The following is an 18255-nucleotide window of genomic DNA, read 5'->3' as shown; positions in this document are numbered from 1 at the left end:
AGTGTCCCGGCCGTGACCGTGCCGTCGCGCTCCGCGTCCCCCGCGTCCGCTCCGCCTCTTCGGAGGGCGACGGCGCTGCTGGTGGCGGTGGCGCTCCTGGGCGCGGGATGCCGGTCGCCGGTCGCGTTCTACCGTCCCGGGCACGGGCCGTCCGACGCCCCGGTCCTCGCGCTCGGCGCACCCGCCCCTTTCGTCCGGACGCCGCCGGACGCCCCTCCCGCCGATGGGCCGATGCAGGACGCGGCGGGCGTGTACGCCGGGACGACCGGTCCGTCCGCGCTGGCCGAGTCGCTGCGCCACCTGCCGCAGCGCCTGTACATCCCGGACTCGCTCACGGGCGGCGTCACCGTCCTGGACGCGGGGTCGCTGCGTCCGGTCGGGTCGCTGCGTCCGTCACCGCCCGGCCCCGTCCAGCTGACCGCGGCCCCTGACCTGCACGAACTCTGGCTGAACGACACCACGCACGGCGCGGTCGTCCCGCTGCCGCCGACGATCGGCCGCGCCGGCCGGCTCCCCACGCTGCCGACGCCCGACCCCACCGAGCCCGCGTCACCGTCACCGTCACCGAAGCCGAGGCCCAGGGAAGATGTGACGAGCGGTCCCGGGCCTGCCCCGTCCCCGTCGCTGCGCCCGCGCCCGCGCAGGGCTGGTGGCATGCATGGAACGGGCGGGCGGGACGCCGACAAGCGCGGGTCGAACCGAAGGCCGCGCGGTGTGCGTCCGAGCGTCACGCACCAGGGTGCCGACACGCGCACCCCGAACAGCGCCGACCCACGTCCACGTCCGAGCGGACGCGACCCCGGGCCAAGCGATCAGGAACCGAGCCGCGGCCGTACGGATGACGGCCTGCTCGGCGGCCTTCTGGGCGCGTCCGCCCGCGTCGGCGCGAGCCCGGTTCTGCTGGGAACGGCGGTGCGCAGGGGCCTTGTGGCGGCACCGGCGGTTCTGGGGACGGGTGTGGACGCGTCGGTTCTGGCGTTCACGCGGCGGTTGCCCGTGCCGGGGACGTTGTACTTCGCCCCGGACGACTCGCAGGCGGCGTTGGTCGTGTCCGCGCGGGGGCGGCAGGTGGACGTCAGGTCGGCGCGGACGGGCGGGTGGACGGCGATCCCGTTGCCCTGCGCCGGGAGCGCGGCGGACTTCTCGGCCGACGCGTCGATGCTGGCGGTGTCGTGCGCGGAGGCGCGGCGGATCGTCCTGCTGGATCGGCGGCGCGGACTGGTCGACGCGACACGGGTACTGCCCGAGGGGGCCCGGCCGTCCGCGGTCCGGCTGCTCCCGGACGGCTCGCGGTTCGCCGTCGCCGACGCGGGGGCGGGCGGCGTCTGGCTGCTCGATGCGCGCGACCTCCGGAACGCCCGGTTCGTCCGGACGTCGGCAGGTGCGTCCGCGCTGGTGCTGAGCCGGGACGCGCGGTCGCTGTACGTGGCCGGGACGTCCGAGGTGACCGTGCTGGACGTGGGGTCGCGGCGGGTCGCGGCGCACTGGCGGGTCTCCGGGGACGGGGCGCTCGCGGCGGGCGGGGTGTCGGTCGACGGGCGGACGCTGTGGCTGACCCGGCCGTCCACCGGGACGCTCATCGCGCTCGGCACGCGCACCGGCGTCGCCGAGCGGTCCGTGCACCTCGGCGGGCATCCGGCGGCGCCGCTCCCGTTCCCGCAGCCCGGCCGCCACTCCCTCGGCGGCCCCGGCATCTACCGCTGAACACGAGCACGACACGTGCCGGACGAGCTGGTCACCGCTGCACGACGAGGACGCTGGCACGTCCATGACGCATCAACACGAGCACGGCACATGCCAAGCGCGCTGATCACCGCTGCTCGACAAGGGCGCTGGCACGTCCATGGCGCGCGTCCGCGACCGCCTACTGCGAGCAGGGGTCACGTCGTGGGCGACAGCTAGGGCGAGGGCTGGGAGGCGTCGCCGGGGACGGCGAGGCCGGTCTCGTAGGCGGCGATCACGGCCTGGACGCGGTCGCGCAGGCCGAGCTTGCTCAGCACGCTGCTGACGTGGGTCTTCACCGTGTGCTCGCTGACCACGAGGGCCGCCGCGATCTCCGGGTTGGACAGGCCGCGGCCGAGCAGCCGCAGTGTCTCGCGCTCGCGTGCCGTCAGCACGGCCAGCCGTTCGTCCGACGGCGCGCGGACGACCGAGCCGGAGGTGAACTCCGAGATCAGCCGCCGGGTCACCGACGGCGCGAGCAGCGACTCCCCCGCCGCGACCACCCGGACGGCGTGCACGAGGTCGTCGCGGCGGACGTCCTTGAGCAGGAACCCGCTCGCCCCGGCGCGCAGCGCGGCGAACACGTAGTCGTCCTGGTCGAACGTGGTGAGCATGACGACGCGGCAGTCCGACTCGGCGCACACCGTGCGGGCCGCCTCGATGCCGTCCATGCCGGGCATCCGGATGTCGAGCAGCGCCACGTCCGGGGCGTGCTCGCGGACGGCCGCGACCGCCTGGAACCCGTCCCCCGCCTCGGCGACCACCTCGATGTCGGGCTGCGTCGAGAGGATCAGCGCGAACCCCGCCCGGACGAGTTCCTGGTCATCGGCGACCACCACGCGCAGCGTCATGCGGAGATCTTCGCGGACGCCCCCGCCACCCCGCCCGCCGGGGCCACCACGTCCACCAGGGCCGCCCCGTCCACCGGGGTCGCCACCTCCACCGGGGGCGGCACGACCGCCGCGGTCGGCATCTCCGCCGGGGCCACCACGCACGCCTCCGTCGCCACGTCCGCCGGGGCCACCACCTCCGCCGGAGTCGCCACGTCCACCGGAGTCACCACCTCCGACGCGGTCGGCACGTCCGCCGCAGTCGGCACCTCCGCCTCCGTCGCCGCCTCTGCCTCCGCCAGGGGCGCTACGTCCGCCAGGGGCGGCACGTCCACCGGAGTCGGCACGTCCACCGGGGTCGGCTCCGCCGCCAGGGTCGGCACGTCCGCCTCCGTCCGCGCGTGCGCCGGGGGCGGGACATTCGCCGGGGCCGCCACCTCCGCCAGGATCGGCACGTCCACCGAAGTCGCCACATCCACCGGGGTCGGGACGGGAGGGGCGGGGAGGACGGCGTGGACGGTGAAGCCGGGACGGCCGTCGTCGCGGGGGCCTGCCTCGGCCGTTCCGCCGCAGGCTGCGGCGCGTTCTCGGATGCCGATCAGGCCGTTGCCGCCGGACGGCGGCGTCGCGGCACCGGTCCGCCCGGCGGTGCCCTGTCCGTCGTCGCGGACGGTCAGTTCGAGGGTGTCGGCATGCCAGCGCAGGGTCAGTTCGACGTGCTCGGCTCCGGCGTGCTTGACGGTGTTGGTGAGGGCCTCCTGCGCGATCCGGTAGGCGGCGAGTTCGGCGTCCGGGGGCAGCGGGCGCGGCTCGCCGACCACGCGGTGCTCGACGGCGAGCCCGGCTCCGGCGACGCGTCCGGCCAGGCCGGGGAGGTCGGCGAGGGTCGGCTGCGGGGTGCGGGTCCCGTCCTCGCCGTCCTTGAGCAGGGCGAGGACGCGCCGGAGCTGCCTCATCGCGTCCCGTCCGGTCTCGGCGACCGTGTCGAACGCCGCCGCCGCGCGCGCCGGGTCGGAGGTCACGAGCAGCGGCCCCGCCTCGGCCTGGACGATCATGAGGCTGACCGCGTGCGCCAGGATGTCGTGCATGTCGCGCGCGATCCGCGCCCGCTCCGCAGCCGCCGCCCGCTCCGCCTCCGCGGTCGCCCGCTCCGCCTCGGCCGTCGCGCGTCTCGACTCGGCCGCCGCCCGCTCGGCCTCCGCCGTCGCGCGTTTCGACTCGGCTTCGGCTCGCTCGGCCTCCGCGGTCGCGCGCTTGGACTCGGCTTCGGCGCGTTCGGCCTCGGCGGTCGCGCGTTCGGTTTCGGCCTCGGCTCGGGCGGCTTCGAGGCGGCGTTCGTTCTCGGCGCGGGCCGCGCGGTCCGCCAGGGCCGCCGACCGGGCGCGTCCGAGGGCCACGGCCCGTCCGACGGCGTAGGCGGTCACGCCCAGGACGACGCCCCGGAACATCGAGTCGGCCGAGGGACGGACCACCGCCGTCAGGACGAACTGGAGCGTGATGACGCCGAACCGCGCCGCCCGGCCGGACCGGGACGCCAGCGTGTAGAAGCCGAGGATCGGGCCGTACCAGACGGGCTGCCCGGCCAGCGGCGACACCAGGTCGTAGGCCGAGCCGAACCCCGCCGAGAGGAGCAGCACGGGCAGCGGCGCGCGACGGCGGAACGCCAGCGGGAGCGCCGAGCCGGTGACGGCGGCGTACCCCCACCAGGACCAGTGCCCGCCGCCCTCGCGCTGGACGGTCAGCAGCGGCCAGACCTGGGCGAGCAGGACGGCCGCGGCGAGGACCGCGTCCGAGACCCAGGTCCCGGACCAGCGGCGGAGCCGCACAACAACCGGCATTTCGGACACAGCGCGCATCCTGTCATGCCCGGCCGCGCGCCGGGAGCGCCGCCGCGTCCGTCCGGACGTTCGCGCGCCACAGCGGCAGCAGCGGGACGAGCACGAGCGCGCCGGTCAGCGGCAGGAGGTCCAGGGACACGAGCGAGGCGACGATGCCGACCAGCGCCACCGCGGGCGTCCACGCCGGGATCGCGCGGACGGCCGCGCAGCCGATCAGCAGCGCCAGCAGGCCGAGGTAGAACAGCGCGGGGCCGGGTCCGTACACGATCGCTTCGACGCCCGGCACCGACTTGACGTCGTCGAACATCCGCGCCATCTCGTCACGGTCGGCGGCTGCCGAACCCACCCAGACGTCAATGCCGATCTGCGCCGCCGCGGCAGCGGCACCCGCCAATCCGACGACGGTCGCGATCGTGGCGATGGCCCGGCTTCCGGCACCGCGCCCGCTCGCGGCGCGCCGCAGCATCAGCATGACCGGGACGAACAAGGCGATCGAGACGAGGAAGGCGAGGTGCCCGAGCACCCAGAGCGCGCCGGGGCCGTGCTGCCCGTCCAGACCGTCCAGCAGCCGGACGAGGCCGTAGACCGAGATCAGCAGGGGTGCGGCGAGAAGCGCGGAGCGCGTGTTCTTCATGACGTCGATGCTCGTCCGGGCACCCCCTCCGGCACATCGCCGACGTCGGCGATCTCCCACCTCCCCCACACGGCGGAGACTCCCGCCGACCGCCTCGTCCCCGTCCCCGTCCCCCGCCCGCGACCGACACGACGCCCGAACCGTCCCACCTCCCGAACAGTCGAGACGTCGGGCCGGTCGTGACACCCAGCCGTTCGAGACGCCCGCACGGCCGAGACGCCCGGACGGCGCCCGGACGGTCAAGGCGCCCGGACGGTCGCAACATCCAGACGGTTGAAACTCCCGGACAGCCGAGACACCCGAGCGTCGAGGCGCCCGAACGATCGAAACGTCCGGACGGTCGAGGCAATCGGACGGTTGAGGCGCCCGGAGGGTCGAGGCGTTCGGGCGTTCGGGCGTTAGCGGGTGGGGACGGGGCGCCAGTGGGGGACGAGTTCTTCCAGGAGGGCTTCGGTCTCGGGTTGGAGGGGGTCGTAGCCCGCGTACGCGCGGAGTTCGTCCGCGACGGAGCGGACGGCGTCGTCGTCGCCGGAGGCGCGGGTCGCGCGGAGGAGGTCGCGCCACAGGCCCTCGTCGCGGGGCGCGTAGCGGAGGCCCGCGCGGGACGCGCTGAGGGCTCCCCGGACGTCCCCGCCGTCCAGGCGCAGGACGGTCAGGCGGTGCGCGACGTCCACGATGCGGGCTCCGGCCTCGTACTCGAGGGGCTCGGTGGCGAGCCAGCCGTACCGGCCGCGCGGACGGTCGGAGAGGAGCGGGCCGCGGACGAGGTCGAGCGCGTACGACATGTAGGCGGTCTCGGACGACGGCTCGGCGGCGGAACGCCAGATCAGCCAGCGGAACACCGACCAGTCGACGCGGACCTCCGAGCCGAGCCGGATCCGGCCGCGGTCGTCGTGGTACAGGTTCGGACGGCCGCGCGCGTCGCGTCCGACCCAGTCGGAGACGCGGGCGATGCAGGCGTCCCGCACGGCCTGGCTCACCCCGCGCGGCCACACCGCGCCGCCGAGGACGGTCGGGTGGACGCCGTTCGGGTGCGTCGCGAGGTAGACGAGGACCTCGGTGCACAGGTCGCGGCGCGCGTCGTCCATCGGGCCCGGCGCGTCCACCTCGATGCGGCCGAGCAGCCGGATGTCGACCGACGAGCGGCCCTCGAGCGGCGGTTCGGCGGTGTCCTCGGCCGACGGCTCGGCCATCGGGACCGACCGCAGCTCCGAGGCCGTGCGGAACAGCTCGAACACGCCCCGGTACTGCTCCTCGGGGACCAGCTGCGCGTCCACCTCGAAGCCGAGGACCCCGGCCTGGAGGCGTCCGGCCTCGTCCACGTCCCAGGTCCAGGTCGCGCCCTGGACGTCCCCGGCGACGAGGTATCCGGCGGCCATCCGGGTGCCGGTGCGGGCGAGCGCGACCAGGCGGTCGGCCTCCTGCTCGGTGGGGGCGTCGGACATGATCAGGTAGTGCGGCATCCACGCCTCGCCGAACACGCCCTTCGCGCGTCCGGTGAGCACCGAGCCGACGCCGGACGCGGCGAGCGCCTGCCGCACCTCCGCGCTGCGCGCCTCCAGCTCGGGCAGCGCCTCCACCAGCGTCGGGACGGCCCGGACCCGGTCGGGCGCGACGTCGGCGAGGCCCTCGGCGAGTTCCTGCCCGAACCCGACCAGCGTGATCCGCATGTGGTCGGACCAGCGGTTGGTGGCCAGTTCCAGCGCCAGCGCGGCGAGCACCGCGCGCCGGTTCTCCTCGTCGCCGCGGATCGCGACCAGGCCGTGCGCGGCCTCCAGGTCGACGAGGATGCGGCCGGTCTCGTTCGTGCCGAGCGACACCAGGCCGGGATACGGCGCGAGAACGTCCGCGAGGCCCTCGTCCGAGACGTCCGCGGCGCGCAACCGCCACACCTGGCCGCCGTCGTAGGCGTGCCATGGCGCGGGCGGCTCCGGATCGGCGGGCGCGATCCACAGGTCCATGCTCTCGGAGCCGAGGTGGACGGCGTAGACGGTCGGCAGCGCGCGTCCGTCCGCGGCGAGCGCCCGGGACAGCATCCGCAGGCCGAGGTCGAGGAGCCGCGCGCCCCGGTCGTCCGCGCCGACGCGGAGCGCCTGCTCGGCGACCGCCGCCTCGCCCTCCGGCCGGACGATCATCTGCCCGAACGCGCGGTGCCACATCTGCGTCCGGCGGCGGCGGCCGAGCGCGCTGAGCAGCCCCGCGGCCAGCAGCGACGCGGCGGCGATGCCCTGCGGCCAGGACATGTCCCGTCCGACCGGCGCTCCGGGCCCGTGCCGTCCCTCGTCCTGGACGCTCGCCCCTGCCCTCGGGGTGTGGTCGCCGTCGGCCGTTGCGCCGCCGCTCGGCGACAGCTTCCCGGGCGACTCGGACGGCGCCTGCTGATGCGAGGACGGCGTCTGCTGATGCGCGGGCGGCGGCACCTTCGCCGGAGCCGACTCGCTCGGCGCGGGAGCGGGAGAGGTCTGGTGGCTCGGCAGCTGGTGGCCGGGCGCGGGAGCGGGCTGGCTCGGCGTCCGATGGCTCGGCGCGGGAGCGGGCTTGGACGGCGCGGGCGCGGGGGCCGGTTGACTCGGAGCCGGGGCCGGTTGGCTCGGCGTCTGGCTCGGGGCGGGAGCCGGTTGGCTGGGTGCGGGCTGGCTGGGCGCGGGGGCGGGCTGGCTCGGCGTCTGGTGGCTCGGCGCGGGGGCGGGCTTGGTCGGGGGCGGCGGGGTCTTGGCAGGGGCCTTCGGGACGTCCGGCTTGGGCGTCTCGTGCGGGACGGGGTGGCCGTGCCGGAAGTAGTCCTGGAGCTGGTGGACGGGGACGACCTGCGCGCCCTTGGCGTCGGCGGGCATCTCGAGGACCCAGCCGGGACGGATCAGTCCGGCGGTGTGCAGGCGGCTGCCGTCCGGCTGGACGTGGCCCTTGTTCAGCTCGAAGATCTCGTTGTAGCGGCGGCCCTCGCCGAGGCACTTCTCGGCGATCTCCCAGAGGCTCTCGTGGTGCCGTCCCTCGGGCGGGTTCACCCGGTAGATCTTGGTGGTGGCGGACTTCTCGACGGGGTTCCCGGCGAGCGCCTCGGCGAGCTCGGCGTCGGGGGCCGCCGCCGTGGCGGCGGGCGCGGCCGGACGGTCCGGGACGGCGGTGACGGGCAGCCGGTGGTACTGCTCGGTCTGCGTCGTCGTCACCGGCGGCTTGACCGCGAGCTCCCGTCCGCTGAACGCGGGCATGATCGCGCTGGTCGCGGTGAACAGCAGCAGCGCCGCGACGACGAGACGGTGGACGAGCGACTGCGTCCCCCCGGCGAGCGGGACGCGCGCGGGCACGCCGACGCCGCGGACGCCCGCGTACACCTCGACCACCACGCAGGCGGCGAGCTGCAGCCAGGCGAGCCAGACCAGGGCCACCAGGATGGTGATGAGCCCGGACGGCCCGATCCGCTGGGTGAGGTCGGACATCGCGGGGACGTGGTCCGGGACGGGCGAGCCGAACAGCGTCAGCAGCGCGTACGGGACGCCGATGAGCAGCGCCGCGAGCGCCAGCAGCGCCCCGACGCCGGTGAACACGTCGCCGACGCCGCGCCGGTGCCGCGGTGGCGTCGGCCGCCGCTGCCCCTGGCCGAGGCCCGGCCCGCCAGCCTGTCTCGTCGCCATGGCGCCCCTCGAAGTCGGGAAGTCTGCGGGTCCTGAGGTCGCATGGCCATCGTAGACAGGCGCGCCGAACTGGCAATCCCGCACTGACAACGATCTCGCGACGACGGTATTGCACCAGTCGATGCAGAACGGCTAGGGTCACGTCCCATGGCGAGACCGCGCACCTTCGACGAGGACCGGGCCCTGGACGTCGCGATGCGGCTGTTCTGGGAGAACGGCTACGAGGCGACGTCCACCCGGGACCTGTGCACGGCGCTCGGCCTCGACCGCAGCAGCGTCTACAACGCGTTCACCAGCAAGCACGAACTCTTCCGGCGCGCGCTGGTCCGGTACACCGGCCTGATGACCGAGCAGCAGCTGGAGGTCCTCGACGCGCCGGACGTCCCGGCGCTCGACCGGATCCGCCGCCTGCTGGACCTGATCGTCGAGCAGGAGCGGACCACCTTCCGGGACGGCCGGGGCGTCGGCTGCCTGACCGTGAACACGACCGTCGAACTGGCCGGACGCGACCCCGAGATCGCCGCGCACCTGGCCCGCGACACCGAGCGCCGCCTCGCGTCCCTGCGCGCCGTGATCGAGGCCGGACGGCGCGACGCGTCGATCACGTCCCCTCGCCACCCGGCCGACCTGGCCCGCTACCTGAACGCCGTCGTCGCCGGGATCAGGGTCTCCGGCCAGGGCGGCGCGCCGCTCGACGCCCTCACCGCGATCGCCGACACCGCCCTGGACGCCCTCACCCCCTGACCCCCGGCCCCCGCCCCCACTCTCGACCACGGCCCGCCCCTGCCCGGGGGCCGTGGGCGGCTTTCGCGTGACCACGTTTTACACCGATCGATGCAGAATGGAGCCCCTCCCATGCCACAGGCAGCCATGCCACGTGCCGTCCCCGTCCTGGCGTTCGGCATCTTCGCCATGGTGACCAGCGAGTTCGTCGTCGCGGGGCTGATGCCCCAGATGGCGGACGGGCTGCACACCACCGTCCCGAAGATCGGCTACCTCATCACCGCGTTCGCCGCCGCGATGGCGCTCGGCGGTCCCCCTGCGGTCCTCGCGGCCGGACGGCTGCGCCCCCGCACCGCGCTGCAGGCGCTCTTCGCGGTGTTCCTCGCCGGGAACGTGCTGGCCGCGCTCGCGCCGTCCTACCCGGTCATGGTCGCCGCGCGGATCATCACCGGCGTCGCGTCGCAGGCGTTCTTCGGGCTGGCGATCACGACGGCCGTCCGGCTGGTCCCGGCCGAGCGGCGCGGACGGGCCGTCGGCGTCGTCCTGAACGGGCTGATGATCGGGACGCTGCTCGGCATGCCGCTGTCCACGCTGGTCGGCGAGCGGTTCGGCTGGCGCGCCGCGTTCTGGACGATCAGCGCGCTCACCCTGCTCGCCGCCGCCGTCACCCGCGTGGGCCTCCCCGACCTGGACCGCGCGGACGGCGGCGGGAGCGACGACGACCGCTCGGCGTTCACCCGTCCTCGCCTGTGGCTCGCGCTGTCCACCAGCACGCTCATCATCGGCGCGACGTTCGCCGCGTTCTCCTACTTCAACCCGATCCTGACCGAGGTCGCCGGGTTCTCCACCGGGACCGTCCCGCTGCTGCTCATCGCCTACGGCGCGGCGACCGTCGTCGGCAACACGATCGTCGGGCGGCTCGCCGACCGGCACTCGCTGAGCGTCCAGACGGCCGGGCTCCTGCTGAACATCGGCTTCCTGTCGGGCTTCGCCCTGCTCGCGGACGTCCCGGTCGCGGCCGTCGTGTTCATGCTCGGCATCGGGCTGGTCGGCGTCACCATGAACCCGGCGATGGTGACGCGCGTCCAGCGGGCGGGGAACGCGGGGCCGCTGGTCAACACCGTCCACTCGTCGTTCATCACGGGCGGCGTCATCGTCGGGTCGTCGGTCGGCGGCGCGCTCATCGGCGGCCACGGACTGCGCGCGCCCCTCTGGGCCGGCGCGGCCCTCGCCGTGGCCGGGCTGCTCACGCTGCTCCCGGACGTCCTGCGAAAGCGCCCCGCCCCCGCCGAGACCACCACGTCCGCCGCGTCCACCGCGTCAGCCGCGACCGTCGGGCCAGCCGCGTCCGGCGAGACCACCACGTCCAGCACGTCCGGCGCGTCCGGCGCGTCCGGCGCGTCCGTTGAGGTCGGGGGGTTGGCGGACGGTCGGTGACGCCGACGAATCGCCGAGTTCGTCAGGCCGTCCCGCGTCAGCGGGGTCCCGTGTTGATCGCGACGGTCGCCGCGCCCAGGGCGGCGAGCGTCGCGAGGACGGCGGCGAACACGGTGCTCCCCGTCGCGAGGCCCAGCGGGTCGCTGAGGTAGCCGGCGGCGACGGGGAGCGTCCCGGCGAGCAGGTAGCCGCCGACGTTCAGCGCCGCGTTGGCCTCGGCCAGACGCCGCGCCGGGACGTTCGCGTTCAGCAGCGACAGCCCGCCGAGCTGCCCGAGCCCCTGCCCGGCCCCCGCGAGGACGGCCGCCGCGACCAGCGGCACGATCTCCCTGGCCTGGACGGCCATGACGAGCGCCCCCATGCCCGCGAGCGTGCTCACGGCCCCGAGCAGCAGGACCTTCGTCCGCGCGAGGCCGCGCACGGCGAACTGCACGCCGGTCGCGGCGGAGAACATCACGAAGGCGGTCGCGCCGGCGACGATCCGGTTGTCGGTGCCGAGCATCCCGGAGAGCAGGGACGGCCCGAGCGACAGCACGAACGAGGTCGCCGTGATGCCGGGCGCGAACACCGCGACGCCCATCGCGAGGTCCCGCCGGTTCGGTCGCGGGACTCCCGGAATCCGCACCCAGCGCGTCCCCCGTCCTTCGCCCGCCGGACGCTGGACGGGCAGCCGCGTGACGACCGCGATCGCGGTGACCAGGAGGAACGCTTCGACGGCGAAGACCGTCCACGCGGGGCCGACCTCGGACAGGACGCCCGAGAGCAGCGGTCCGAGGCCCGCGCCGAACACCATCGCGGTCGAGGCGAGCAACGCGGCGAGGCGCTTGCGGTCGGGGCCCGCGACGTCGGTGACGGCGGCCATCCCGGCGGACACCGCCGCGCCGACCCCGATGCCGGTGAGCAGGCGCGCCGCCATCAGCGCGGCCACGGACGAGGCGGTCGCGAACAGTCCGCACGCGACGAGCGCGGCGGCGAGCGCGGGCAGCAGGACGGGCTTGCGGCCGAGCCGGTCGGACGCGATGCCCGCCACCGGCAGCGTCCCGAGCAGCCCGACGATGTAACAGGCGAAGACCACGGTGAGCGTGCCGCGCGAGAACCCGATCCGGTGCTGCCAGAGCACGTAGAGCGGGGTCGCGGCGTTCGACAGCACGAACACGGCCGTGACCGGCCAGGCGGCCAGCCAGATCCGGCGTGTGGACACGGACGTGGCGGGCGTCGCCGGAGCCAGGAGCATGAGGGGTCCCCCTTGTACGAGTTTTCTCGAACTTAGCATGCAGTACGATCAAACTCGTACAAGGAGGTGCGATGCCCGAGATCCGCGAGATCCCCGTACCGGACGGCGCGCCCGCGCCGCTGCCCGAACCGGACGTGGACGACCTGCGCCTGGAGACCGTCCTCGGCGCGCTCAGCGATCCGCTGCGGCTGGAGATCGTCCAGCGGCTGCTGCTGGAGCGCGAGGACTTCGACCACACCTGCGGCTGGTTCGGCTTCGACCGTCCGAAGTCGTCCCTGACCCACCACTTCCGCGCGCTGCGCGAGGCCGGGGTCATCCGGCAGCGGCAGTACGGCCTGGAGCGGCGCAGCCACGTCCGCACGGGCGACCTCGACGCCCGCTTCCCCGGCCTCGTGGCCCTCGTCGCCGCCTGGACGCCCCCGACCGACTGACCCAGCGTCAGGGACTGGTGATCGTCACCGGCTACGGGTACGGGTAGAGCCCGTTGGCGCTGACGGTGTCCCCGGGGCTGTACCAGTACGGGTCACAGTTGGAGTTCGCCGTTCCCACGACGAGATTGCCCCCGGAGAAGGTGACCTGCCCCGCTGATGAGCGGGCCCAGTTGAGGGACCCGGTCGTCGCACCCGGGCCTTCGACCACGAGGATGCATCCGTCCCACATGCTGAGGACGAACCGAAGGCCGGTGAGCGTTCCGGACGAGCCCGTGGTCGAGTTGAAGGTGTACGGCAGTCCCGACGCCACGACCGCCGTTACGCCGGCGGGAGGCGCCTGTGTGCACGTCCCGGCGGGCAGGTTGGAGTCATGGAAGGTCCACGCGGACATCTGCCCGAGGCCCGTGGAGCTTGCGGACGAGCTCGTGAAGACCGAGTCGAGGCACCTCGCCATGAACATCCCGGAAGTCGTGTCACGGAAGTTCGAATAACCGTGCAAGGTGACCGTCGTCGTCACGCCTGTGACTGTCCGCGCGCCGGCCGTGGCGGGCGCGAGCCCGACCGCGCACCCGGCCGCGACAAGGCAGGCCGATATCCGGCGCGCCAAAAGAATTCCCCGCACCAGGACACTTCCTTTCTTCACCGGCGAAGGGCGAACCACCTCACCGCGCGTCGTTGATTCACGTCGCCATCGGCCACCCCGACATTCTTGACAAGAGGGCAGGTCAGCCCCTTGCTGGCCACAGCACGCCACCACTCACATAGTGAGCGACGACGTTTGTCATAAACTGATGAACCGACTATTTCACGGAGTGCACGCCTCGCTGATCGCGGCCGGATTCCAGTAGAACGGACGGCATTCGAGCATCCGCCCGTCCCGCACCTTGATCAGCTGCACGATCCGCGTCTCGACCTCCCGGCCCGTCCCCTTGGCCCGGAACCGGACGCGGTTGCCCACCACGACCGTGTCGGCGTCCCCCCAGTGCTCCTGTTCCAGGAACTCCATCGATTCCCAGGCGTCACTGAAGGCCGCCATGAACCTTTCCATCCCCGCATGCCCCCGCCACTCACCAGTACCACTGAAAGGCATCCCGGGAGCCTGGTACAACACCACGTCCGGATCCAGATAGGCGGCAACCCCCGAAAAGTCGCCCCGGCCATACCCGCCCGCCGCCACATAAGCGGCCTCAGCCGCGTAGAACTCCTGCATCACAGCCCACGCACCCGTTTCGTTCACCATGATCCGAGCATGGAGCACCGGCGATCAACAACGCTGGCGGAAATCCGACGCTTGCCTCACCATCCCCAAGCGCCACGGGTGGCCACACCGGCATGTTGACTCTCGTGATCACCAGCTGCAAACGTACGATTCCGCTCCCCTGGAACACGAGATCGCGTAAGGACGGCTCACATGCCTCGTAGCTGCGGTCGCACGTTCACCTGGGCACCGGCGTGCGCGGGTCTCGCGCTGGGAGGGGCCGCCCTTCCGGCATCGGCGGCTGATGCTCAGCGGCCTGCCAAGAGCGGGTGCTGCGAGGCGTACCTGATGTGGATCGGCATCAACCAGGAGGTGCTCACGCTTCCGAGCCGCGCCTCGCTCTGGCGTACGACGCCCGCCGGATGGTCGGCGCTCGACCCCGACCCGCACTACTACCTGCCTCCGGGGAAGAAGCTGCGCTTCAGCGCCGTGATCGGTGTGGATGCCACCAGCCACCCCAGCAAGGCCCGCTACCGGTGGGAGGTGTCCTGCCTGTATCCGACCTCGTTCCGCCAGTACTCGCCCTGGACCTGGACGAAGGTTCCGGGCGGGCTGAACCACTCTCCGAGCAGCCCTTGTCGCCCCCGCTCTGCAGGTCACGGGCACGATGACCCCGAAGAAGTGCACCAAGGGGTACATGTGGGTTCAGTACGACCAGGGGAACCCGAGTTACGGCTATGCCCTGGCCGCTTCGTTCGACGTCGGAAAGCCCCACCCGATTCCGAAGACGATGACCGTGTGGAAGTGGGTCCCGAAGGGCACGGCGGACACCGTTCGGGGCGTTCTTCCGAAAGAAGCTCTCGCAGCCCAAGGCCACTTTCAGAGTCGTGAAGTGAGGTGGCCGGGTCACTGCGGGGTGTCGGCGGTGACCGGGTGGGCGGACGCGTCGGAGGTCATGTGGAACGAGCCCATGCCGGGGATGATGCCGAGCAGCTGCGGATGGACGGTGATCCGCACCGAGACGCGGACCTCGTCCTGCGTCGGATCGCAGCTGCGGGCGTCCACCTGCTGGCCGTAGTCGTCGAGGAGGGAGTAGGCGCTCGCGCACGCGGTCTGGGTGTCGATCTGGACCTTGCCGTTCTCGCGGAGCGCGTTGGTGTCGATCTGGTTGGCTCCGGCGCGGGCGGCCTGCTCGGCCATGTCGGCGGCCCGCTGCCGGGCGTGGATGGCGCGTCCGCCGTCCAGGAGGAGGCCCGCGAGGACGAACACGGCGGGCGTGAACAGGACGATGTAGAGCGTGATGGTGCCGCGGTCGCGTTCGGCCGGGTCTCGGAGCAGCGCGAACCGGGCGCGGACGCGTGATCGTGTCGGGGACGTCATGGGGTGCCACCGCCGCGATAGGTGTAGGTGTCGATGGGGGCGACGGCCTTGCCGGTGAGGGTGCGGCTGCCGGGGAAGCCGGGCAGGGCCAGATCGGAGAAGTCGACGCGGCAGGTCACGGTGACGGTGACGCGTCCGCCGGCGCCCCACGCGGTCGTGTCGGGGCTGATCTGGGGGCCGCCCTCGCACCAGTCGTGACCGGCCAGGTCGCCGGTGGCGGCCTGCTGCGCGAGGTCGCGGGCCGCGCCCTCGGCGCGTGCCGTGGACGCGGCGCGGGCGGCGTCCCGGGCGGCGCCGTCCACCTGGCTCTGCGCGTCCACGACCCGTCCGGAGATGACGAGCAGGCCGAGCAGCAGCAGGATGATCGGGGTCGCGAAGACCATCTCCAGCGTCATCGTGCCCTCGTCGTCCACCGGCCGGGCGGCGCGTCGGATCATGGGGCCCCGCCGCCCTGGCAGGCCGTGCCGGAGCCGACGTCCGGTCGGAAGCACTCGATGGGGCCACGGGACCGCTGCGAGACATGGAAGTCCACGAACGGGATGACCTTGACGACCTTGCCGCTGACCTCGACCCAGCGCTGGTCGCCGTCCTGACCGGACTGGACCTGGACGCCGCCGTCCAGCATGCCCTTGCCGACCTTGGACGCGGAGTCGCGCGCGGACTGGTCGGCCGCGCCCTGCCAGTCGCCGCCCGGGGTCGTCCGGGCGACGCGCGCACCGGACTGGGCGGCGGCGAGGGTGACCTCGCGCGCGTAGTAGTAGAACGCGAACTGGAACACCGCCAGGAGTGTGAGGATCAGGATCGGCGCGAGGATCGCGAACTCGACCGCGGACACACCCCGGTCACGCTCCTCCTCCACGTCCCGGGCGCGTCGTTCCTCCGGGCCCCGGCCGCGTCCGTCATCCATGCCACGGTCGCGTCGCTCCTGGACGTCCCGGGCGGGCCTGTCCGTCCGGGGGGCTGTGCGCGGCATGACGGTTCCTCCTGAAGGGCGGGCGGCTACTTGATGTTCGCGACCTCCTTGTCGATACGTCCCTTGACGACGGCGCCGATGGCGACGGCGATGCCGACGAGGATCGCGGTGATGATGGCCCACTCGATCGCGGACGCGCCGGCCGACTGCTCCTCGCCGTCCGAGCGCAGGCGGTGCACACGGTCGGAGAGCAGGGCGCGCAGGTAGACGATCAGCGGATCGTTCAGCGGGTTCATCGGTACTCCTTCTTCGCGGCGTCTCACGAGGTCGTGAGGCGCATCAGAGCGGGGTAGGCGAGGAAGATCAGGAAGGCGGCGCAGAAGAGCAGCTGGGCGACCAGCATGGACTGTGACCGCTCGTTCGCGCGACCGACCAGGTCGGACAGCTCGCGGCTGCGCATGGACGCGGCGCGCGCGGCGAGGGACTTGCGGATCTGCGCGCCGTCGTCGGCGACCAGGGACAGCGCGCCCGCGAGGTCCCTCAGCTCCTCGACGTTCAGCTCGTCGCCGAGGCCGCCGAGCGACTGCCAGGGCGTCCGGCCGGAGATCCGCGCGTTGGACAGGGCCTCGCGGATCCGCAGCATCGCCCAGCCGTCGCCGACGCTGGACGCGGCGAGCAGCGCCTCGGGAACGCCCCGTCCGCCCGCGAGGTTCATCGCGACGAGGTCCAGGAAGGCGCCGACGACGTGCCGGAAGTCCTGGCGGCGTCCGCGGGCCTCGTGCCGGAGCTGCATGTCGGGCATGAAGAAGAACATGACCGCGAACGCGCCGCACAGCCACAGCGGCGCCTCGAGGCTCACGCCGAGGCCGAGCAGGGCGAAGTAGCCCGTGACGACCGGGATGAACAGCAGCGCGGACGCGGCGAGCAGGAACTTCGTCCCGAGGAGCGCCTCCAGCGAACGGTCGGTGATGGCGAGGTCGGCGCGGATCGACCGGAGCTGCCAGCCGCGCGCCTCGCAATAGCGGACGGCCGCTCCGCCGACGCGGGCTCGCAGCCCGCCGACCTTCTCCAGCGTCGGGGACGACCGGGCTGGGCGCCTGGCCAGCTCCCGGTCCCGGGCCGCGTCGAAGCTCGCGAGCCGTGTCGCCAGCCCGGGACGAGGCGGGAACAGGGCACGCGAGAGCAGGTAGAGGCCGAGGCCGACGATGGCCCCGGCGACGATCGCGCCGGTCATGAGCCGCCTCCCGCGTCCATGGTGTGCCGTCCGCGCAGGGTCGAGCCCGACCGCCATCCCGCGACCGTGCTCGGGACCTCTCCCGGGACGCCCGGCGACGGTTTCGGTTCGATGAGGAAGCGTCCGGGCAGCTCGTACTTGGACAACTGGCGCAGCCACACGAATCCGCCCGCGTACAGGGCGATGACCAGGATCAGGACGAGCTGCCCGAGGAAATCGTCGTACGGCCTGACGTAGCCGTGGTTGAAGACCGCGAGGACGAGCGCGGTGCCGACCGAGACGGCGACGACGATGCGGACGCTGCGGCGGGTGGAGCGGCGGTCGGCTTCGACGCGGCGGCGCATGTCGAGTTCGGCGCGGGCGGAGGCGGAGAGGGCGCCGAGCATGTCGCGGAGGCCGGGGCCGCGGAGTTTGGCGTTCAGGATGAGGGCGGCGACGACGAGGTCGGCGGACGGGTCGTCCAGGTCGTCGGCGAAGCGGCGGAGGGCCTCGGGCATCGGGACGCGGGTGTGCAGGCGGTCCACGAGGACGCGGAGCGGCTGCTGCAGGGCGGGGGCGGCGGCGCGCAGCGACGCGGGGATGGCCTGTTCGAGGCCGACGGCTCCCGCGATGGTGTCGCGGAGGGACTCGGTCCAGGCGGCGAGGGCCTCGAGGCGGGCCATGGCGCGGCGTTCCTCGGCGGCGCCGCCCGCCAGGCCGTTCCAGGCGAGGACGAGGGCGGCGGTTCCGGCGGCGGCGACGGCCCAGCGGGTGACGACCAGGACGGCGAGCGCGCTCATCACGGCGACGCCCGTCCGGGTGGTGAGGGTGCGGAGCAGGTCCTCGCGGCCCCGTTTCGGCTGGCCGGGACGGGCGGGGAGGCCGCGCAGCGCGACGCCGAGCAGCAGCAGACCGCCTCCGGCGATGGCGCCGGTGACGATGGCCAGCAGGACGTCCGGGGCGAACATCACCGGCCTCCGGGCACGAACGCGCCGAGCGGGCGGGGCACGCCGAGCAGGCGGGGCGCGGCAGTCAGGCGAGACGCGGCGGGTGGGCGAGGCGCGGCAGTC

17 protein-coding genes are annotated in these 18255 nt (G+C 73.7%); 4 read left to right on the top strand and 13 right to left on the bottom strand.

Features of this window, described 5'->3' with window-relative positions; genetic code table 11:
* Nucleotides 1–12 precede the first annotated feature (12 nt).
* Nucleotides 13–1704 (top strand): hypothetical protein, encoded by a 1692-nt coding sequence (locus P696_RS53175; RefSeq protein WP_157430058.1) that lies wholly within the window; start codon nt 13–15, stop codon nt 1702–1704.
* A gap of 194 nt (nt 1705–1898) precedes the next feature.
* Here the strand turns inward: P696_RS53175 and P696_RS0132365 are convergent, their stop codons facing one another.
* From P696_RS0132365 to P696_RS49505, 4 genes are all read right to left on the bottom strand, one after another.
* On the bottom strand, nt 1899–2573 hold the full coding sequence (locus P696_RS0132365; RefSeq protein WP_026415585.1) for a response regulator: 675 nt from the start codon (nt 2571–2573) through the stop codon (nt 1899–1901).
* Nucleotides 2570–4390 carry a sensor histidine kinase gene (locus tag P696_RS58460; protein WP_245627952.1) on the bottom strand — a complete coding sequence of 607 codons (1821 nt, stop codon included), beginning with the start codon at nt 4388–4390 and terminating at the stop codon, nt 2570–2572. The genes P696_RS0132365 and P696_RS58460 overlap by 4 nt, the downstream gene beginning before the upstream one ends.
* 22 nt (nt 4391–4412) lie before the next feature.
* Nucleotides 4413–5024, bottom strand: a complete 612-nt coding sequence (locus P696_RS49510) for a hypothetical protein (RefSeq protein ID WP_051468430.1) — start codon at nt 5022–5024, stop codon at nt 4413–4415.
* Nucleotides 5025–5422: 398 nt separating this feature from the next.
* Nucleotides 5423–8656 carry a hypothetical protein gene (locus P696_RS49505; RefSeq protein WP_157430057.1) on the bottom strand — a complete coding sequence of 1078 codons (3234 nt, stop codon included), beginning with the start codon at nt 8654–8656 and terminating at the stop codon, nt 5423–5425.
* A gap of 147 nt (nt 8657–8803) precedes the next feature.
* Here P696_RS49505 and P696_RS0132345 point away from each other — a divergent pair, with 147 nt between their 5' ends.
* Both P696_RS0132345 and P696_RS49500 read left to right on the top strand, forming a co-directional pair.
* Nucleotides 8804–9400 (top strand): TetR/AcrR family transcriptional regulator, encoded by a 597-nt coding sequence (locus P696_RS0132345; protein ID WP_026415584.1) that lies wholly within the window; start codon nt 8804–8806, stop codon nt 9398–9400.
* Nucleotides 9401–9511: 111 nt separating this feature from the next.
* On the top strand, nt 9512–10816 hold the full coding sequence (locus tag P696_RS49500; RefSeq protein ID WP_342669046.1) for an MFS transporter: 1305 nt from the start codon (nt 9512–9514) through the stop codon (nt 10814–10816).
* Between the two features lie 37 nt (nt 10817–10853).
* Here P696_RS49500 and P696_RS0132335 read toward each other — a convergent pair whose 3' ends face one another.
* Nucleotides 10854–12050 (bottom strand): MFS transporter, encoded by a 1197-nt coding sequence (locus tag P696_RS0132335; protein WP_026415583.1) that lies wholly within the window; start codon nt 12048–12050, stop codon nt 10854–10856.
* A 71-nt stretch (nt 12051–12121) separates the two neighbouring features.
* Here P696_RS0132335 and P696_RS0132330 point away from each other — a divergent pair, with 71 nt between their 5' ends.
* Nucleotides 12122–12481, top strand: coding sequence for an ArsR/SmtB family transcription factor (locus P696_RS0132330; protein WP_034488173.1), 360 nt, complete (start codon nt 12122–12124; stop codon nt 12479–12481).
* A gap of 31 nt (nt 12482–12512) precedes the next feature.
* Here the strand turns inward: P696_RS0132330 and P696_RS56480 are convergent, their stop codons facing one another.
* From P696_RS56480 to P696_RS0132285, 8 genes are all read right to left on the bottom strand, one after another.
* Nucleotides 12513–12998 (bottom strand): hypothetical protein, encoded by a 486-nt coding sequence (locus P696_RS56480; protein ID WP_157430056.1) that lies wholly within the window; start codon nt 12996–12998, stop codon nt 12513–12515.
* A 288-nt stretch (nt 12999–13286) separates the two neighbouring features.
* The gene (locus P696_RS0132315) at nt 13287–13721 is read right to left on the bottom strand and encodes a nuclear transport factor 2 family protein (protein WP_034488547.1); all 435 of its coding nucleotides are present in this window, start codon (nt 13719–13721) and stop codon (nt 13287–13289) included.
* Nucleotides 13722–14585: 864 nt separating this feature from the next.
* A complete protein-coding gene (locus tag P696_RS0132310) occupies nt 14586–15059 on the bottom strand; it encodes a TadE/TadG family type IV pilus assembly protein (protein ID WP_084338536.1) in 474 nt (157 codons plus the stop codon).
* Entirely contained in the window at nt 15056–15496 is a 441-nt protein-coding gene (locus P696_RS0132305; RefSeq protein ID WP_026415577.1) for a TadE/TadG family type IV pilus assembly protein, read from the bottom strand. The genes P696_RS0132310 and P696_RS0132305 overlap by 4 nt, the downstream gene beginning before the upstream one ends.
* On the bottom strand, nt 15493–16032 hold the full coding sequence (locus P696_RS0132300; protein WP_245627899.1) for a TadE/TadG family type IV pilus assembly protein: 540 nt from the start codon (nt 16030–16032) through the stop codon (nt 15493–15495). The genes P696_RS0132305 and P696_RS0132300 overlap by 4 nt, the downstream gene beginning before the upstream one ends.
* Before the next feature lie 26 nt (nt 16033–16058).
* A complete protein-coding gene (locus tag P696_RS0132295; RefSeq protein ID WP_026415575.1) occupies nt 16059–16268 on the bottom strand; it encodes a hypothetical protein in 210 nt (69 codons plus the stop codon).
* A 23-nt stretch (nt 16269–16291) separates the two neighbouring features.
* Nucleotides 16292–17206: a type II secretion system F family protein gene (locus P696_RS0132290; RefSeq protein ID WP_026415574.1), complete on the bottom strand. Its 915-nt coding sequence runs from the start codon at nt 17204–17206 to the stop codon at nt 16292–16294.
* The gene (locus P696_RS0132285) at nt 17203–18153 is read right to left on the bottom strand and encodes a type II secretion system F family protein (protein ID WP_034488170.1); all 951 of its coding nucleotides are present in this window, start codon (nt 18151–18153) and stop codon (nt 17203–17205) included. Before P696_RS0132285 ends, P696_RS0132290 begins: the two co-directional genes overlap by 4 nt.
* Between the last annotated feature and the right edge of the window lie 102 nt (nt 18154–18255).

Source organism: Actinomadura oligospora ATCC 43269 (assembly GCF_000518265.1).
Taxonomy (GTDB): Bacteria; Actinomycetota; Actinomycetes; order Streptosporangiales; family Streptosporangiaceae; genus Spirillospora; species Spirillospora oligospora.
The sequence above is the reverse complement of the archived record's forward strand: the minus strand, read 5'-3'. Positions and strand labels throughout refer to the sequence as shown.

What these genes read in the sequence shown, in the direction of transcription:
- P696_RS0132330 (WP_034488173.1), top strand. Translation starts at nt 12,122, where the DNA reads ATGCCCGAGATCCGCGAGATCCCCGTACCGGACGGCGCGCCCGCGCCG.
- P696_RS49510 (WP_051468430.1), bottom strand. Translation starts at nt 5,024, where the DNA reads ATGAAGAACACGCGCTCCGCGCTTCTCGCCGCACCCCTGCTGATCTCG.
- P696_RS0132315 (WP_034488547.1), bottom strand. Translation starts at nt 13,721, where the DNA reads ATGGTGAACGAAACGGGTGCGTGGGCTGTGATGCAGGAGTTCTACGCG.
- P696_RS0132300 (WP_245627899.1), bottom strand. Translation starts at nt 16,032, where the DNA reads ATGCCGCGCACAGCCCCCCGGACGGACAGGCCCGCCCGGGACGTCCAG.
- P696_RS0132310 (WP_084338536.1), bottom strand. Translation starts at nt 15,059, where the DNA reads ATGACGTCCCCGACACGATCACGCGTCCGCGCCCGGTTCGCGCTGCTC.
- P696_RS0132365 (WP_026415585.1), bottom strand. Translation starts at nt 2,573, where the DNA reads ATGACGCTGCGCGTGGTGGTCGCCGATGACCAGGAACTCGTCCGGGCG.
- P696_RS0132305 (WP_026415577.1), bottom strand. Translation starts at nt 15,496, where the DNA reads ATGATCCGACGCGCCGCCCGGCCGGTGGACGACGAGGGCACGATGACG.
- P696_RS0132335 (WP_026415583.1), bottom strand. Translation starts at nt 12,050, where the DNA reads ATGCTCCTGGCTCCGGCGACGCCCGCCACGTCCGTGTCCACACGCCGG.
- P696_RS0132290 (WP_026415574.1), bottom strand. Translation starts at nt 17,206, where the DNA reads ATGACCGGCGCGATCGTCGCCGGGGCCATCGTCGGCCTCGGCCTCTAC.
- P696_RS58460 (WP_245627952.1), bottom strand. Translation starts at nt 4,390, where the DNA reads ATGCCGGTTGTTGTGCGGCTCCGCCGCTGGTCCGGGACCTGGGTCTCG.
- P696_RS0132345 (WP_026415584.1), top strand. Translation starts at nt 8,804, where the DNA reads ATGGCGAGACCGCGCACCTTCGACGAGGACCGGGCCCTGGACGTCGCG.
- P696_RS49500 (WP_342669046.1), top strand. Translation starts at nt 9,512, where the DNA reads ATGCCACAGGCAGCCATGCCACGTGCCGTCCCCGTCCTGGCGTTCGGC.
- P696_RS49505 (WP_157430057.1), bottom strand. Translation starts at nt 8,656, where the DNA reads ATGGCGACGAGACAGGCTGGCGGGCCGGGCCTCGGCCAGGGGCAGCGG.
- P696_RS0132285 (WP_034488170.1), bottom strand. Translation starts at nt 18,153, where the DNA reads ATGTTCGCCCCGGACGTCCTGCTGGCCATCGTCACCGGCGCCATCGCC.
- P696_RS0132295 (WP_026415575.1), bottom strand. Translation starts at nt 16,268, where the DNA reads ATGAACCCGCTGAACGATCCGCTGATCGTCTACCTGCGCGCCCTGCTC.